Source organism: Mycobacterium asiaticum, from assembly GCF_001673365.1.
GTDB lineage: Bacteria > Actinomycetota > Actinomycetes > Mycobacteriales > Mycobacteriaceae > Mycobacterium > Mycobacterium asiaticum_A.
This window is the reverse complement of record NZ_LZLS01000155.1, coordinates 31,815-48,156: the sequence shown is the minus strand read 5'-3', so window position 1 is coordinate 48,156 and position 16,342 is coordinate 31,815. Positions and strand designations below refer to the sequence as shown.

Annotated in this window: 14 protein-coding genes and 1 pseudogene; 5 read left to right on the top strand and 10 right to left on the bottom strand. The window is 66.7% G+C overall.

Annotation, left to right across the window (positions count from 1 at the left end):
- Positions 1-2,482 (top strand): annotated as a pseudogene (locus A5634_RS29970) (PE family protein); the annotation flags it as partial.
- Between the two features lie 7 nt (positions 2,483-2,489).
- On the opposite strand, the gene A5634_RS16285 reads toward A5634_RS29970, so the two are convergent.
- The 6 genes from A5634_RS16285 to secY all read right to left on the bottom strand — a co-directional run bounded on the left by A5634_RS16285 (position 2,490) and on the right by secY (position 7,149).
- Positions 2,490-2,990: a MarR family transcriptional regulator gene (locus tag A5634_RS16285; RefSeq protein ID WP_065145062.1), complete on the bottom strand. Its 501-nt coding sequence runs from the start codon at positions 2,988-2,990 to the stop codon at positions 2,490-2,492.
- 73 nt (positions 2,991-3,063) lie between these two features.
- Positions 3,064-3,813, bottom strand: a complete 750-nt coding sequence (locus A5634_RS16280; RefSeq protein ID WP_065145061.1) for an anti-sigma factor family protein — start codon at positions 3,811-3,813, stop codon at positions 3,064-3,066.
- 51 nt (positions 3,814-3,864) lie between these two features.
- The gene (locus A5634_RS16275) at positions 3,865-4,398 is read right to left on the bottom strand and encodes a sigma-70 family RNA polymerase sigma factor (RefSeq protein ID WP_081290471.1); all 534 of its coding nucleotides are present in this window, start codon (positions 4,396-4,398) and stop codon (positions 3,865-3,867) included.
- Positions 4,399-4,478: 80 nt separating this feature from the next.
- Entirely contained in the window at positions 4,479-5,276 is a 798-nt protein-coding gene (map, locus tag A5634_RS16270) for a type I methionyl aminopeptidase (protein ID WP_065145060.1), read from the bottom strand.
- Between the two features lie 2 nt (positions 5,277-5,278).
- Complete coding sequence (locus tag A5634_RS16265; RefSeq protein ID WP_065145059.1) at positions 5,279-5,824, bottom strand: adenylate kinase; 546 nt, start codon at positions 5,822-5,824, stop codon at positions 5,279-5,281.
- A complete protein-coding gene (gene secY / locus A5634_RS16260; protein ID WP_065145058.1) occupies positions 5,821-7,149 on the bottom strand; it encodes a preprotein translocase subunit SecY in 1,329 nt (442 codons plus the stop codon). The genes A5634_RS16265 and secY overlap by 4 nt, the downstream gene beginning before the upstream one ends.
- Before the next feature lie 298 nt (positions 7,150-7,447).
- Between secY and A5634_RS16255 the strand changes: the two genes are divergently transcribed.
- A complete protein-coding gene (locus tag A5634_RS16255; protein WP_155769574.1) occupies positions 7,448-8,392 on the top strand; it encodes a class I SAM-dependent methyltransferase in 945 nt (314 codons plus the stop codon).
- A gap of 2 nt (positions 8,393-8,394) precedes the next feature.
- On the top strand, positions 8,395-9,318 hold the full coding sequence (locus A5634_RS16250; RefSeq protein ID WP_065145057.1) for a class I SAM-dependent methyltransferase: 924 nt from the start codon (positions 8,395-8,397) through the stop codon (positions 9,316-9,318).
- On the opposite strand, the gene A5634_RS16245 is transcribed toward A5634_RS16250, so the two are convergent.
- The 4 genes from A5634_RS16245 to A5634_RS16230 all read right to left on the bottom strand — a co-directional run bounded on the left by A5634_RS16245 (position 9,302) and on the right by A5634_RS16230 (position 14,677).
- Positions 9,302-10,609, bottom strand: a complete 1,308-nt coding sequence (locus A5634_RS16245; RefSeq protein ID WP_065145056.1) for a cytochrome P450 — start codon at positions 10,607-10,609, stop codon at positions 9,302-9,304. The two genes, A5634_RS16250 and A5634_RS16245, sit on opposite strands and share 17 nt — an antisense overlap.
- Positions 10,610-10,613: 4 nt before the next feature.
- Positions 10,614-12,422, bottom strand: a complete 1,809-nt coding sequence (locus A5634_RS16240) for a peroxidase family protein (RefSeq protein ID WP_065145068.1) — start codon at positions 12,420-12,422, stop codon at positions 10,614-10,616.
- A gap of 225 nt (positions 12,423-12,647) precedes the next feature.
- Entirely contained in the window at positions 12,648-13,313 is a 666-nt protein-coding gene (locus A5634_RS16235; protein WP_065145055.1) for a GNAT family N-acetyltransferase, read from the bottom strand.
- A 26-nt stretch (positions 13,314-13,339) separates the two neighbouring features.
- Complete coding sequence (locus A5634_RS16230; RefSeq protein WP_065145067.1) at positions 13,340-14,677, bottom strand: xylulokinase; 1,338 nt, start codon at positions 14,675-14,677, stop codon at positions 13,340-13,342.
- A 30-nt stretch (positions 14,678-14,707) separates the two neighbouring features.
- Here A5634_RS16230 and A5634_RS16225 point away from each other — a divergent pair, with 30 nt between their 5' ends.
- The gene (locus A5634_RS16225; protein WP_065145054.1) at positions 14,708-15,688 is read left to right on the top strand and encodes an NAD(P)-dependent oxidoreductase; all 981 of its coding nucleotides are present in this window, start codon (positions 14,708-14,710) and stop codon (positions 15,686-15,688) included.
- Positions 15,685-16,335: an L-fuculose-phosphate aldolase gene (locus A5634_RS16220; RefSeq protein WP_065145053.1), complete on the top strand. Its 651-nt coding sequence runs from the start codon at positions 15,685-15,687 to the stop codon at positions 16,333-16,335. The genes A5634_RS16225 and A5634_RS16220 overlap by 4 nt, the downstream gene beginning before the upstream one ends.
- Positions 16,336-16,342 lie beyond the last annotated feature (7 nt).

Sequence of the window (16,342 nt, the reverse complement as noted above, 5' to 3'; positions counted from 1 at the left end):
CGGTGGCAACGGTAGGGACGGCGTCCCGGAGATCCTCTCCGGCATAGGCACCCCGGGCAGCCAGGGCGGCAAGGGCGGCACAGGTGGAAATGGCGGCGCCGGTAACGGCGGCACCAATGGCAACGGCGGGACCGCCGGCGCGGGAGGCGTTGCCGGCACCGGAGGCACTGGCGGCGCCTTCGGCAATGCGGGCGTCGGCGGCAACGGCGGCAAGGGTGGGAACGGCGTCTTTGGCGGTGACGGCGGCACCGGCGGTTTGTCGGAGGACTATCGAAACGGTCACGCAGTCGGCGGGAAGGGCGGCGACGGCGGCATCGGTACCGATGGGCATGGCGGCAACGGCGGCGCGGGCGGTGACGCCCAGCAATGGGGCGACGGCACCGGCAGTGCGACCGGCGGCAAGGGCGGCGTCGGCGGCACCGGCACCACGGACGGCGGCAACGGTGGGGCGGGCGGTGTGGGCTTCGTTGGGCACAATGCCTCTGCCGCAACCGCGACCGGCGGCGAGGGCGGGATAGCCGGCCACACCACCGGTAGCGGTGCTGCCGGGGTGGGCGGCAACGGCGGTCGGGCCATCAATCATGGAACGGGAGCAACAACTGGTGGTCAAGGCGCCGACGGCCTCGATGCGGGCGCATCCGGCACGAGCGGGGCTGGCGGCGACGGCGGCGACGTTGACGTGGCGAACGTGACCTCGGTGGCAGCCGCGGCCGGCGGGAAGGGCGGTGCGGGCGGCGATGGCGGAGCGGCGGGCGGCGCTGGTGGGCGCGGCGGCTACGTCGCCTACCGAGGCGCCGGCACCTTCACAGCCGGCACGGGCGGTGCGGGTGGGGACGGCGGCGTCGGCGGCGCTGGGGGCGCCGGCGGCAGTGCGTTCATCGACCGCGACACGTCGACCGTCGCCGCCGTCGGCGGCACCGGCGGGCTGGGCGGTACTGGCACCGGCGGGGACGGGGGGGTCGGCGGAGATGGCGGCGGCGCCACCCACTACGGCGCCGGCGTCGCGGGCGGGACCGGCGGCGACGGCGGCGCCGGGGCGCCCGGCAACGGTGGTAGTGGCGGCCGCGCAGAAAGCAGGGGCACCGGAAACGCAATTGGCGGCAAGGGCGGGGACGGGGCCGCCGGCGGCACCACCGCCGTCGGCGGGGCTGGCGGGACCGGCGGCGAAGGGTATACGTTCAGCGCTCTGTCAGATGCCGACGCCACTGGCGGTGACGGCGGGCTCGGCGGTGCGGGAACCGCTGGCGGCGCGGGCGGGAAGGGTGGCAACGCGGACGTTGCTGGCACCGGAACTGCGACCTCGGGCGCCGGCGGGAAGGGCGGCACAGGAAACAGCGGCACCGGCGGCAATGGCGGCGATGGCGGTTTTGCGACAACCAGTACCGGTCAGGCCGTCGGCGGCGCAGGCGGAGCGGGTGGATCAGGCAGCGCCGCGGGCATCGGCGGAACGGGCGGGACCGGTGGCGGAGCGGATAACTATGGAACCGGAAAAGCGGTTGCCGGCGCGGGCGGCGACGGCGGAGCGATCGGTGGCCATGGCGGGTACGGGGGGATCGCCCGCAACTTCGGCGTCGGCGACGCCACCGGCGGGGGCGGCGGAAAGGGTGCCGCAGGTCCCGGCACCGGCGGTACCGGTGGCACCGGCGGTGAGGCGTATACGTACAACCTGGCCTCGAAGGGGACCGCCACTGCCGGGCAGGGCGGCACAGGCGGCAGTGGCAGCACGGGTGGGGCCGGCGGAAACGGCGGCAACGCGTCGACCACCGGAACCGGCGCCGTCTTTGCCGGTAAGGGTGGTGCCGGCGGACAGGGCAGCACCGGCACGGGTGGCGCTGGTGGGTGGGGTGGCGCGGGGACCGTCGATAACGACGCCTCGACCGTGCATGTCATCGGCGCCGAGGGTGGCGCGGGCGGCGGCGGCGCCACCGGCGGGGAGGGTGGCCGAGGTGGCGGCGCGACCATCCTGAGCGCCGCATCCAAAGGCGAGGCTGTCGGCGGCACCGGCGGGGACGGGGGCTCCGGGACCGGTGGCACCGGCGGCACCGGTGGTCTCGGCGGAGCGGCACAAAATTACGGGATCGGGAACGCCAGGGGCGGCCAAGGCGGCACCGGTGGTCTCGGCGTCGGCAGCGCAGGAGGGTCCGGTGGTGGCGGCGGAACGGCGGTCATCAGCAACCCCGGATCTACCGCCACCGCCATCGGTGGTATCGGCGGCAGGGGCGGCGACGGCGATACCGGCGGCGGCGTGGGCGGACTCGGTGGCTTCGCGGATGGTGCGAGCGCTTTGCTGGCTCAAGCCGAGGGCGGCATGGGCGGCAACGGTGGCGACGGCCTGGGGACCACGGCCAACGGCGGCAGGGGTGGAGACGGCGGAAACGCGATCGCAAGCCTGATCGACGCCAAGGGCGGCCTCGGAGGCAGCGGCGGTGCCGGCGGAAGCGCCGGTTCCCCGGGTGGACCCGGCTCCAAGGGATCGCCCTGACCTGAAATCAAAAGTCGCCCGCGTTGCGCCGCAACGTCTCGATTGACGACACCAGCGCCTGCGACTGGTCGGCGGCCATCCCGATGTCGGCGAACACCTGCTCGTTGAGCGTGACCGTGGCGTCCTCGACGGTGGATCGGCCGAGGTCGGTGATTTCCACCAGCGTCGTGCGTCCGTCGGTGGGATGTGGCACCCGACGCACCAGACCGTCGGCCTCCAGGCGCCGGATCGCATGGGTGACGCTGGTGACGTGCACTTGTAAGCGGTCCGAGGCTTTGGTGATGGGCAGCGCCCCGCTCCGACTGAACGCCAACAGCCGCAACAACTCGTATCGCGAGAAGCTCAAATCGTAGGGACGCAGCGCCGTCTCGACGCGCGCCAGCAGGATTTGATGCGCGCGCATCACCGACGTCACCGCGACCATGCCTTGCGAGACGTCCCCCCACCCGGCGCGCTCCCAGTTGACCCGCGCCGCGGCGATGGGGTCGCGCTTCTGAGAGTCGGCCACGCCCCTTCTTACCGCACTGGTCACTGCCGGTAGCACTGCGGCAGGCAGGCGGGGCAACCGCGGCCCGAGCAACTTACAGCGAACGCTCCAACAGAATCTGGCCGTTGTCGGCGGAAACCACTTGCACCGAAGCGATCTGGTCCATCGGCGTGGAGATGCTGCCGGCCGGGTTCGCGGTATGGCCGGGGATGGCCACCCAGGTCGCCAGCCTGGTCTGGCTGCCGTCGCGACCAACCACCACCATTGCCAACGTGTCGTGGTGAGCATCCGGTGGGGCCAGGCAGTAGCACTGCAAGTCGATTACGGTGCCCCAGTGCTGGCTGCTGAGCGTAACCGTCGAGGTCAAGAATTTAGTGCCGACCTGTGACATCGGTTGCGCCGACGCCACGGTCGCAGGCTGTGAATGCGACCCGAACAATCCGAACGAGCCCTGCACGCCCACCAGCAAACCGACACCAAGCACCACCGCGGCTGCCACCGAAGCTACCCAGGTGACGATCCGGTTGCGCCGGCGCCGCCAGCGCACCGTCTCCAACAACGACGGCAAAAGTTGCGGCGACAACTCCGGTGCGCGACCCGACGCATCGATCGCGGCCACGTCGTCACCACTCAACTGGGACAGAAGAGCCGGGACACCACTGAGTTCGGCGACGGCTTGCCGGCACGGCGCGCACGCGGCCAGGTGCGTTTCGAATTCGCGACGGTCGGCCGCCGACAGCGACCCCAGGACGTAAGCGGCATCCCAGGTGGCGTAGGGGTGCACATCATCCGGCGGAGAGCTCCCGTGTTGAGAACCCCGTAACGGCGTACTCATGTCATCCATCTCCTGTCACCCTCACGTATTCGGAGCCGACGGTCGCGTGGATGCTGGCGATCATCGGGTAACTCCAAGTTCTTGCAGAGTGAGCCGCAAAGCACGGACGGCGTAGTGTAGCCGCGACTTTACGGTCCCTTCTGCGATTCCCAGGTCTTTTGCTATCTGCGTGGTGGTCCAACCGCGGTAGTAAGACCGTTCGATCACCGCCCGGTGCTCACCGGACAGTTGTGTCAGCGCGTCGGCGATCAGTAGCCGGTCCAGGGCCGCATTGACCTCGTCCGGCGTGGACTGCTCCGGCGCCCCGTCCTGGTCGGTCGAGCCCACCACGTTGCGGTACCGCGCGCTGCGCCGATCGTCGATGATCATGTTGCGCGCGACGGTGAACAGCCAGGCCCGCGCCGACCGATCCGTGTCACCGACGACTTCCGGATGTTGCCAGGCCCGTAGCAACGTTTCCTGGACGACGTCCTCGGCTTGGCTGGCATCACCTGTCAACCGCAACGCGTAACGCCACAACACGGCGGCATGCTCGTCGTAGAGCGCCGTCATCAGCGCGGCTTCGGCAGCCGCGTTTGAGGCAACACGCGCCACCTGATCACCTCCGCCTACTAACACGAGCTGATCGGGTGTGCGGTTCACCGGCGACAAATGGCACCGACCCGCCCACCGACTCAACGCGTGAGAACGCGGGGACCTTCCTCGGTCACAGCCACAGTGTGCTCCCAGTGCGCGGCGCGTGATCCGTCGGTGGTGGTAACCGTCCACTGGTCATCGAGAACGCGGGTCTTGCCCGTCCCCAGCGTCAGCATCGGTTCGATGGCCAGCACCGAACCGGCCGCCAGCAGCGGACCGCGGCCCGGGGAGCCTTCATTGGGCAAGAACGGGTCCATATGCATCTGCCGGCCGATGCCGTGCCCGCCGTATCCCTCGACGATTCCGAAGGCACGGTCATAGCGGGCTGCGGCGGCGTGGGTACCGGTCTCGATGGCATGGGAGACGTCGCTTAGCCGGTTGCCGATCACCATGGCAGCGATTCCGGCCTCCAGCGATTCCCTGGTGGCCTGCGACAACGCTTCGTCGGCGGGAATGAGACTGCCGATTCCGAACGTGACGGCCGCGTCCCCGTGCCAGCCGTCGAGCACTGCGCCGCAGTCGATCGAGACCAAGTCGCCGGGCATGAGCACTTCGGCGGCGGACGGGATGCCGTGCACGACGCGGTCGTTGACCGATGCGCAGATCGAAGCCGGGTAGCCGTGGTAGCCGAGGAAAGACGGCACAGCGCCGGCCTCGCGGATCACCGACTCCGCGATTTCGTCGAGGGCCAGCGTGGATACCCCGGCAACCGCAGCCGTTCGGACTGCCTGCAGCGCGGCCGCGACGACAGCGCCGGCCGCGGCCATGGCATCGAGCTCACCCGCTGTGCGCTGCGGCACGACCCTGCGGCCCCGCAACCGCGCCAGGGCGCCCACGGCTACTTCCCGAGGGCTTGCAACGCGCGAGCGAACACCTCATCCAGGCTGCCGACGGCGTCGACGGTCTTCAGCTCGTCCTGGTAGTAGTCCAGCAGCGGGGCGGTCTCGCCCCGATACACCTTCATCCGGTTGAGGATGATTTCCTCGGTGTCGTCGGCGCGGCCACGGCCCTTGAGCCGGGTCAGCAGTTCGTCGTCGGAGACGCGGAACTCGACCACCGCGTCCAGGTCGGTGCCGCGCCGCTGCAGCATGTCATGCAGTGCCTTGGCCTGTTCGACCGATCGCGGATAGCCGTCGAGAATGAAGCCGTTGGCGACGTCGGCGTCATCGAGCCGATCGTCGACGAGTTGGTTGGTCAACTCCGATGGCACCAAGTCGCCGGCGTCCAGGTAGCGCTTGGCCTCTACGCCGAGCTTGGTGCCGTCCTGAATGTTGCTGCGAAAGAGTTCTCCGGTGGAGATGTGCGGGATTCCGAGTTTCTCGGCCAGCTTTTCGGCCTGGGTGCCCTTGCCCGCGCCCGGCGGGCCCAGCAGTACCACTCTCACTTGAGGAACCCTTCATAGTTGCGCTGCATGAGCTGACTTTCGATCTGTTTGACCGTATCCAACCCGACGCCAATCATGATCAGCACCGCGGTCCCCCCGAAGGGTAGATTCTGGATCCCGCCGCTGTTGCCCATCTGCAAAAAGACATTTGGCAGCACCGAGATAACACCGAGGTAGATCGAGCCCGGAAGGGTAATGCGACTCAGCACAAAGCGCAGATAATCGGCGGTCGGGCGGCCGGGGCGAATGCCGGGAATGAAGCCGCCGAACTTCTTCATTTCGTCGGCACGCTCGTCGGGATTGAACGTGATCGACACGTAGAAGTACGTGAAAAAGATGATCAGGCCGAAATAGATGGCGATATATACCGCGTTGCTTGGGTCCGACAGATAGCTTCCGACGAATTTGGCCCACCAGCCGTGGCCCGCACCGCCGCCGCTGCCGCTGTTGACCAACTGGGTGATCAGGTTGGGGATGTAGATCAGCGAAGAGGCGAAGATCACCGGGATGACGCCGGCCTGGTTGACCTTCAGCGGCAGGTACGTAGAGGTTCCGCCGTACATCCGGCGGCCCACCATGCGCTTGGCGTACTGGACCGGGATGCGCCGCTGCCCCTGCTCGACGAACACCACACCGACGATGATGAGCAACGCCGCCGCGAGCACAGCGGTGAAGATCATCCCGCCGCGACTCTGCAGAATCTGGTTTCCTTCCGCCGGGATGCGGGCCGCAATACCGACGAAAATCAGCAACGACATACCGTTGCCGATGCCGCGTTCGGTGATCAGCTCACCCATCCACATCACCAGCGCGGCCCCGGCCGTCATCACCAGCACGATGACGATCTCGGAGAAGATGCTCTGGTCGAACAGAATCTCCTTGGTGCACCCCTGCAGTAACCCGCCGTTGGCGGCCAGCGCCACGATGCTGGTGGCCTGCAGGACGGCCAGCGCGATCGCCAGGTAACGCGTGTACTGCGTCATCTTCGCCTGGCCCGCTTGACCTTCTTTTCGCAGTTCCTCGAAGCGTGGGATGACCACCGTGAGCAGCTGCACGATGATGCTCGCGGTGATGTAGGGCATCACGCCAACTGCGAATACCGTCAGCTTCAGCAACGCACCGCCGGAGAACAGGTTGATCAGCGAGTAGATCTGTCCGGCTTGTCCACCGCTGGCCTCTTTAATGCACTGCTGCACGTTGGGGAAGTTCACGCCGGGCGACGGAAGCGCGGCGCCGACGCGGTACAGCACGACAATGCCCAGCGTGAAAAGGATCTTCCGTCTCAGGTCGACTGTTCGCAGCGATGAGATGAAAGCCGAAAGCACTCTTCCTCCTGCGCAGCCGAACTCTGGTCGCGGCATGCCAACCGGGGTCGCCGGCTGGGTCCAATTTCGTGGTCATTCCTGGGTCGTCTCGCGTCGCGCGACCAACACCAGCAGGCCAGGATGTATGGCCGCCAGTAGATCTAGGCGCGTCAAACCGTGTACGAGACTAACAGTTGGAGCGGGCCAACCCTGTCAGGGTGGCGATTCCTTCGTCGCGAGCGGCCGTCGGTAGAGGCGTACAGTCTGGGTAGCTCGTTATATTTGCTAAATAACAGATCACACTATCGGGAGCACATGAATGACCCAGATGGGTAGCGCGCGGTTCGAGGGCGACACGTGGGACCTGGCGTCCAGTGTGGGTTTAACGGCCACCATGGTCGCGGCGGCCCGTGCCGTTGCGGCGCGGGACCCACAAGGCGCGGGTGCGGTGGCCACCGACTCCTTCGCCGAACCGCTGGTCCGCGCGGTGGGCGTCGACTTCTTCTCCCGGCTGGCCAGCGGCGAGCTGGATTTGACCGACCTCGACGAGGAAACCGCAACCGGAACAGTGCATTTCGCCAACGCGATGGCCGTCCGCACCAGGTTCTTCGACGACTTCTTCGGTGCCGCCACCGAGTCCGGCATCCGACAGGCCGTAATTCTGGCAGCGGGCCTGGACTCGCGCGCCTACCGCTTGCCGTGGCCGGCCGGCACCACGGTGTTCGAGGTCGATCAGCCGCAGGTGATCGAGTTCAAGACCGCGACGCTGTCCGGGTTGAGCGCCCAGCCAACCGCCGAGCGACGCACGGTGGCGGTCGATCTGCGGGAGGACTGGCCTGCGGCGCTGCGTGCGGCAGGGTTCGATCCCGCCCAGCGCACCGCCTGGATCGCTGAAGGACTGCTTGGTTATCTGCCGGCCGAGGCCCAGGACCGGCTGCTCGATCAGATCACCGAGCAGAGCCCGCCGGGCAGCCGATTCGCCGCCGAAGGGCTGCTCGACATCAATGAACTGAACGAGGACGAACTGCGCAATCGCATGCGCCTGCAGAACGAGCGGTGGAGCCGTCACGGGCTGGATTTCGACATGGCCAGCCTGGTCTATTTCGACGATCGCATCGACGCGGGCACCTATCTGGCCGCGCACGGTTGGCTGACCTCGAGCGTGAGCAACGCGGACCTGTTCGCCAAGCATGGGCTGGTGCCGGCCGACGGCGACGACGCCCCGTTCGGCGAAGTGGTCTATCTCAGCGCTGAACGGCTCTGACCATGCCCGCGACCGAGTCACAGCGATCCGCCGGAGACTCCTGGGACCTGGCCACCAGTGTCGGCGCGACCGCGACGATGGTTGCCGCCGCCCGTGCCGTGGCCAGCAAGCAGGACAACGCGATCATCGACGACCCGTTCGCGGCGCCCCTGGTGCGAGCCGTCGGGCTGGATTTCTTCACCCGACTGATCGACGGCGAGCTGCCGCCCACGGAGTCCGAGGCAGCCGACGGGCGCGACCTGCAGTTGGAGACCGACTCAATCGCGGTCCGCACCCGCTTCTTCGATGAGTTCTTTCTCGATGCCACCCGTAACGGCGTCGCGCAAGCGGTGATTCTGGCCGCGGGTCTGGACGCGCGCAGCTACCGGCTGTCTTGGCCGCGCGGAACGGTTGTCTACGAGGTCGACCAGCCCGAGGTCATTGCGTTCAAGAACCAAGCCATGTCGGCACTGGGTGCCACTCCGTCGGCGCACCGCAAGGCGGTCAGCGTCGACCTGCGCGACGACTGGCCGGAAGCTTTGCGCCGCAACGGGTTTGATCCGTCGAGGGCAACCGCGTGGAGTGCCGAGGGCCTCTTGATGTACCTGCCGCCCGAGGCGCAGGACCGGTTGTTCGACCACATCACCGCGCTCAGCGGTCCCGGAAGCCGGATCGCCACCGAGTACCACCTGGATTCAGGCGAGGCAGTGACCGAACGCGCGCAGCAGTTCAACCAACGTTGGGCCAACTTGGGCTGCGACCTCGACTTGTCAAGCTTGTTCTATCAAGGCGAGCGCAACAACGTGGTGGACTATCTCAGCGAGCACGGTTGGCGGATCACCACCCGGCCGCGGTGGGAGTACTTCGCCGAGTACGGGCGCACCTTTCCCGACGAGCCCGAAATGGATCAGCTGCGCAGCATCGTCACCGTTACCGCGACACGCTGAAGCTGTACAGGTCGTAGCCGTGCGGTAGCGACTTGCTTGGGTTCAACCGATGGCCCGAACCGTTTGTGACCCCAGCTTCGATCAGCTGTGCCAGCACCGCTTGACCCAGCAGCATCGACAGCTCCGCCCCCGGGCAGACCTGCGGACCGTGGCTGAAGAAGTTGAACGACCAGTCCGCTCCCGCGTCTCCGCTGACCCACTCCCCCGGTGAGAAGCGGTCCGCATAAGAGATGCGGTGCCGGTTGCGATGATTGAAGACGTTGTAGATCAGCACCTGCTGCCCTTTGGGCAACACGGCACCGTTCGGGAATTCGACTTCCCGGGTGGTGACCCGGCCGAACAACGCCGTGGTCGGCCACAGCCGCATGCTCTCGAAGAGGCATCCGGCCAGGTAATCCAGTTTCGCGATCCCGGCAGCGGATCCAAGGTCGGCATCGGCCAGCGCAGTTTTCACTTCGTGCAGCTGCTCGCCGTGGCTGGACAACACCCCGAGAGTGCGAAATACGTTGGCCGCCAGCGTATCTCCCATTGCGAACATCCAGTGCACAAACTGGCCGGGTGGCGCCGAACCCGGGTCGGGAGCCTGCGAGACCAGCGCGGCAAGACTGTTCTCGGCGGGATCGGTGAGGTAGGAACCAATTCGGGCGACGAACTCGGCGTACTGCGGGGCGGGCTCGTCCGGCATTTTGTTACCCGCCGACATCAGTTCACCGAGTTGGTCGGTCAGTCCCTCGTCGTCGGCAGCCGCCTCGCCGAACAGCACGCGTCGCGTCAACTTCTGAAAGGCCTTGTTGGCCGTGGGCCACGTGATCGTGTCGCCGGCCAGTTCAGCGGCGGTATCCGCCGCGATGTCGACGAAAGGTTGCGCGAGACGGTGCATCGGCTTGCCGGTGTCCAGTACAGCTTCGGCGAACTTACGCCGTTCTTCCCAGGCCCGGCCCCTCGATATCGTCAGACCATCGGGCTGAAAAGCCTTCATGCCCTTGCGTTTTGCTTCCGGGTCGGAGGCGAAGGGGTCGGGCGAGCCGCCCAGCACGAACTGCAGGTCGTCGGGGTGATGTATCAACAGCGCCTCGTCGCGGGCGACGCGCACGTAAAACGGTCCCGGCCCATAGCTGCTTACCATTCCGTCGACCAGCCGGTAGCCGAGATAGTCCGCGCCCACGGTGGAGGCGATCCGACTGGGCAACGCCCTCTTGTTGAACAGCCCCAGCAGAACGCCGGGAACCGCGATCTGGGCGGTGAACCTGACGCCCTCCAAAGTGGAGGCGTGTTTGAAGTCCTCTGGCACGGGCTCAGGACCCCCACGGGATGTAGGCACGCACCGTGTCGGCGAGCTGAACCACCCGCCGCTTCTTGCCCTCTGCGGGCGCACCCAGTTTGGGCCACGGCGCGAAGATGCGCTCGGCATCGCCGATCACCGGCTCCAACTCGGGATAGTGGCGCAGCAGTACGTCTTTCATGCTGGTGTGGTTCACCCAGTCGTATCCGACCTGGGTGTAGGTGTCCGGCGTGAAGTCCTTGGTGAAGAACCTGTCGCTCTTCAGCCGCCGCGATGCCATCAGAATGAAGATGCGAAAAGCCGTATCGGAAAAGCCGAAACCCTTCGGCGGCTGCTCGGCTTGCATCCCGATCTGCAGGTCCACCGCGTCGACATCGCCGTTGTAAACCTCGCTGATCTCCTTGGCCCACTGCTTGTTCGGGGTGATTTCGTCGATACTCTTGCGCCGCGGCATCCGCAATGCTTCACGAAAGTCGTTGTACCGCGGTACCCCGCGCTCCCGGTCGCGCACGATGTCCAGGGTGGCCAGGTCGGTGACCTGCCCGTCCACCCGAGTCAACTTGCGCAGTGCGTTCGGATAATTGTGCAGGCACACCGCGCCGGCGCTGGCCAGTCCGAACGAATACCACATGTCCCCCATCTCCATGCGGTCCATGAAGTCTCGGGTGAAACGTCCTTGTAGCTCGGTGAAGTCGCGCTTCTCTAGGTGCTCACCGGATTCCAGCGAGAAGAAGTTCCAGTCGTCGGGGATCAGCGGATGCATCCGGTAGACCGAGACGAACTCCTCGGTCAGCGAGAACGGCGCGGCATGGTGATCGGTCGGCGAACCGATGATGCCCGACAGCGCCTCGCTGTCACCCACCCGGCCGATCCGGTCGCGGAACGTCTCGCCAAGGGCGCCATACCAATTGGCGTTCATACCGATCTGCAGCGCCGGGTGGCGCAACACGCAAGTCGTCCACTCGACGGTGTGGATCTTGGCGATCAATGCCGAGATCACCAGCACGCCGAGTTCGAAAAGTCGTTGATCGTCCAGGCTCGGGTAGGCCTTCTTCAATGCGTCGCAAACCGCGTTGTGCTCGCGGGCGAACAGGGTGTGCAAGATCCCGACACCGACCCACCAGTTCTCCCGCATGCCAGTCAGATCGATGCCGGGGATTTCACTCTTGGGCAGCCTGCCGTCGTCGCCGACTTTGACCTTGCCGTCGACGAAAGTACGCACCTCCGACTGCCGATCCTTGCCGCTGCCGTAGATCTGCGATCCGTCCCACCAGTGGGTTTCGACGTTGTTGAACACTGGGGCCGGACAGCCGTCGACGATTTCGCCGCGCGGCGGGATGGTGCACCGGATCCGCATCGGATTCTCCGGGAAGTCGTCACCCTTGCGCAGCGGAATTTCGATGTTCTTGTCCGCCAGGCCGTCGCCGTGGAAGAACCAGTTGTGATTCTCAAACTGCAGCCACGCGGCGGCCAACGCGTTGATGATGCCGGCCGGCTTGAATTCGTCGCGAGCCATCAGCCTCCGACTGATCACTCGCGGGTCGGGCTCCAGCAGTCGTCTGGTGTCGGTGACGGTCTTGGTCAACGGGACGTTACGGCCGAAACCCGAGCCTCTCGAACCCATCCACGGGTCGGACAGATCGTTAAAGGTGCCGTCCGGGGTGCGCGCACGCTTGACCTCTTCGGTGGGTTCCCCCAAGTCTTCCTTGGGCCGGATACCGTCACCTTCGAACAGGTTGTAGTCGCGCAGGTCATTGCGCAGACCCGCCAGCGCCTTGAGTTGCAGAATCAGCGAAGGATGCTCATACCATTGACGACTCACCTGAACCACCGCTCTCTAGAAGTTGCCAGGACGTGCTCGATACGCGAATACCGAAGGGGCGCAAGGATTCCCGACGGCGTCCAAGAAGATCCGGGATCGCGAATCGGCCGACGGCACATAACCCCCCGCAACAGGGCTGTTGTAAACGGTAACACGGACGGCTAGATCCTATGCTCGCGTTACGCGCGTGTAAATGAATTGCTCGGCACGTCGCCGAGGCGGCGATCAGCCGGGGTTGGCGGCCGGTGCCCGCACCACCATGGGTACCGCCGGGAATGCCCAGGCCATCTCCGAGCGCGACTTGCGCAGCGCTGCGGTTCCGTAACCCTTCTTGCGGTGCTCGGGGTGGATCCAGATGCGGACGTTCACCTCGCCGTGCAGAAGTTCACCGAACACCAGGCCGACCTTCTCGCCGGAGTCCACCGCGACGAACCACGCGGCTTCCTCGTCGTGCAGCCGCCGCAGCGCCGCTCGAATCTCGTCGTCGATGTTGCCCGCCGGTGCGCCGGATCCGTCTCCGGCAGACTTGATCTCCTCGGTGCGGGTGACGAAGATGTCGCGGTCCTCGACGGCAGAGAAAGAGCGCAGCTCCAGCGTCTCCCCGGTGCTTGCCGGGCGATCGAAGAGGGTGAAGCTCAGTTGCTTGTTGAGATCGTCGAGTTCGGCCAGGATCTTTGCCCGCGCATCCTGGGTGAGTTGCTCGAACGACATACTCATCACGGCTTCGGCGGCCAGATGCGAGGTGCCGAGCAACGCGACGATCGCCTCGACGGCGGCTGGCTTGTTCTTGGCCTCCACGATCGCGTCGGCAACCTCGTGCCGGCGTTCCAAGGCGGCAAGTAAGGCATCTGCGATCTCACGGCGGGCTGCGGTCTGGTCGTGGTCGGTCATTGCACAAGACTAGAACCAGATAAGCGCTAGACCAATCGGGAGCCGCTGAGTTCCAGGAACCGGCGGTACCGATCCTTGGTCGGACCCAACCAGTCGGGATGGGGTTCGACGACGCGCTCGACGGCGGCCCATCGCGCCGCATCGGTGATCACCGTTTCCAGTCCGACCGCCATCCGGGCCAGGAAGGCCGCCCCCAACGCCGCACCTTCGGCCACCGCTGAAACCTCGACCGGGCGGCCGGTCGCGTCGGCAATCGCTTGCATCCACGGCTGCACCCGAGTCCCACCGCCGGACGCGATGATGCGACGCACCGGCGCTCCGCTGAGTTCGAGCAGATGCCGCACGACGAAGCCCGAGGCCTCGTAGGCCGCCCTCCGCACCGACGCGGCGTCGTGAGTGAGATCCACACCCTGCAGGGACGCGCGGCGACCGGCATCGTGGAACGGTGTGCGTTCGCCGCGAACGTAGGGCAACCACACCGGCACTCGGCGTGGATCGGCCGTCATCGGATCAGCCTGTGCCACCAGGCGATCCACCCAGCCGAGGAATAAGCCGCCGGCATTGCTGGCCCCGCCGATCTGGCTCTTGCCGGGCGCCGTGTGCGGAATGGTCCACAACCCGGGCACCTGTCGAGGGTCGGCGATGGTGGTCCAGACAATCAGGGTGGTGCCACACAACACCAACACGTCGCCGTCCTGGTCCGCGCCTGCCACGATCTGCTCACACAGCGCGTCAATAGCGCCCGTCGCCAACACGGACTTAGTCGCGCGCACCTGCCCTACCGCAGCACCGAACGTCTCTACCCGCGGCATCTGCGCCACGGTGGCGCCACGCTCCCCGAGCGCCTCCGGATTCCAGCCGTTGCCGTCGAACAACGGCAGCGTGGTAATCGCGGTCGCGAAGTCGACCACCGGCTCCCCGGCCAGCGCGTGGTTGGCGACGGCGGGCGCCGGCCAATACCCGGCGGCGTCGGGCGCCTGGGCGGCCGTCCAGCGCAGGAACTCCGCGGCCTCCCCCACGGCAGGGACGGGTTGCTGGTCGGCGTCGGGCACGCGCCCCCTGCTGTCGCCGTACAGCAGACCCGGGGTGACGGGCCGGCCGTCAGAATCCACCGCCGTCATCGACGGCACCATCGAGGAGACGGCCACCGCCTTAGCGTCCGGCCTCTTCAGCCGCTCCAGAGCTACCACCGGACCCTCGCGCCACGCCTCTTCGGCGTTGTGTTCCAACCGGTCCGGGGCCGGCACCCGCAGCTGATGGGGAATTCGCACCCGAGCTTGGACGTGGCCGTCCTCGTCGACCGCCACCGCTTTGGCCGCCGTCGTGCCGACGTCAATGCCGATTGTGACGTCTTTGCGTGACACGGGCGCCACGGTACGCCAGCATTGGCAGACGTGACATCTCGACCGCGCGCCCTGGTGACGGCTCCGCTGCGCGGGCCAGGATTCGCCAAACTCCGGCAACTGGCCGACGTGGTGTATGACCCCTGGATCGAGCAGACCCCACTGCGCATCTACAGCGCCGACCAGCTCGCCGAGCGGATTACCACCGAAAGAGCGCAAATCGTTGTGGTGGAGAGTGATTCGATCAAAGGCCCGGTATTTGATCTCGGCTTGCGAGCCGTCGCCGCCACCCGCGGGGACCCGAACAACGTCGACGTTGCCGGGGCCACCGCGGCCGGTGTCCCGGTGTTATACACACCGGCCCGCAATGCCGACGCGGTCGCGGAGATGACGGTTGCCCTGCTGCTCGCGGCAACCCGGCAGCTACTGACAGCCGATTCGGATGTGCGTAGCGGCAACATGTTTCGCGAAGGCAGCATCCCGTATCAGCGGTTCCGCGGCTGGGAGATCGCCGGGCTGACGGCCGGCTTGGTGGGACTGGGCGCTGTCGGCCGGGCCACCGCGTGGCGGTTGTCCGGGCTGGGTCTGAGGGTGATCGCGCACGACCCCTACGCCGACGACGCGACGCACAGCCTCGACGAATTGCTGGCCGAAGCCGACGTGGTGTCCCTGCACGCTCCCGTCACCAAGGACACCGTCGGGATGATCGGTGCCGGGCAATTCGCGGCCATGCGTGATGGTGTCGTTTTCCTCAACACCGCCCGGGCGCAATTGCACGACACCGACGCGTTGGTCGAGGCGCTGCGCAGCGGCAAGGTGTCAGCCGCCGGTCTGGATCACTTCGCCGGCGAATGGCTGCCCACCGATCACCCGCTGACCGCGATGGGGAACGTGGTTCTGACCCCACACATCGGCGGCGCGACGTGGAACACTGAGGTGCGGCAAGCACAGTTGGTGGCCGACGATTTGGCGGCCCTGCTGTCCGGCGGTAAACCCGCCCATATCGTCAACCCGGAGGTGCTGGGCTCATGAAGTTCGTCGACGACCCGGAAGTTGCAGTCCTGGCGGCGGCCAAGGACATGCTGCGCCGCGGACTGGTAGAGGGCACCGCGGGCAACATCTCGGCGCGGCGTTCCGACGGGAACCTGGTGATAACGCCGTCATCGGTGGACTACGCGAAGATGGAACTCGGCGACCTGGTGCTGGTCGACCCGGAAGGCGCTGTACTGCAAGCCAAAGACGGCCGAATGCCGTCGACCGAGATGGCGCTGCACCTGGCGTGCTATCAGGCATTCGACGACATCGGCAGCGTGATCCACAGCCATCCGGTGTGGGCCACCATGTTTGCGGTGGCGCACCAGCCGATCCCGGCCTGCATCGACGAGTTCGCGGTGTACTGCGGCGGGGACGTGCGCTGTGCCGAGTACGCCGCCTCCGGCTCGCCCGACGTCGGCACCAACGCGGTCAAGGCGCTGGAAGGCCGCGGCGCGGCGTTGGTCGCCAATCACGGCCTGGTCGCCGTCGGACCACGCCCGGACAAGGTGCTGCATATCACGGCTCTGGTCGAGCGGACCGCCCAGATCGCCTGGGGTGCACGGGCTTTGGGCGGGCCGGTGCCGGTACCCGAAGAGGTGAACCGTAACTTCGCCGGGGTGTACAGCTACCTGCGTTCGCGCTGATGCTTGT

Excerpts from the sequence above, each read along its gene's own strand:
- A5634_RS16280 (WP_065145061.1), bottom strand. The coding sequence starts at position 3,813 with ATGGATGACATGAGTACGCCGTTACGGGGTTCTCAACACGGGAGCTCT.
- A5634_RS16255 (WP_155769574.1), top strand. The coding sequence starts at position 7,448 with ATGACCCAGATGGGTAGCGCGCGGTTCGAGGGCGACACGTGGGACCTG.
- A5634_RS16250 (WP_065145057.1), top strand. The coding sequence starts at position 8,395 with ATGCCCGCGACCGAGTCACAGCGATCCGCCGGAGACTCCTGGGACCTG.
- A5634_RS16235 (WP_065145055.1), bottom strand. The coding sequence starts at position 13,313 with ATGACCGACCACGACCAGACCGCAGCCCGCCGTGAGATCGCAGATGCC.
- A5634_RS16220 (WP_065145053.1), top strand. The coding sequence starts at position 15,685 with ATGAAGTTCGTCGACGACCCGGAAGTTGCAGTCCTGGCGGCGGCCAAG.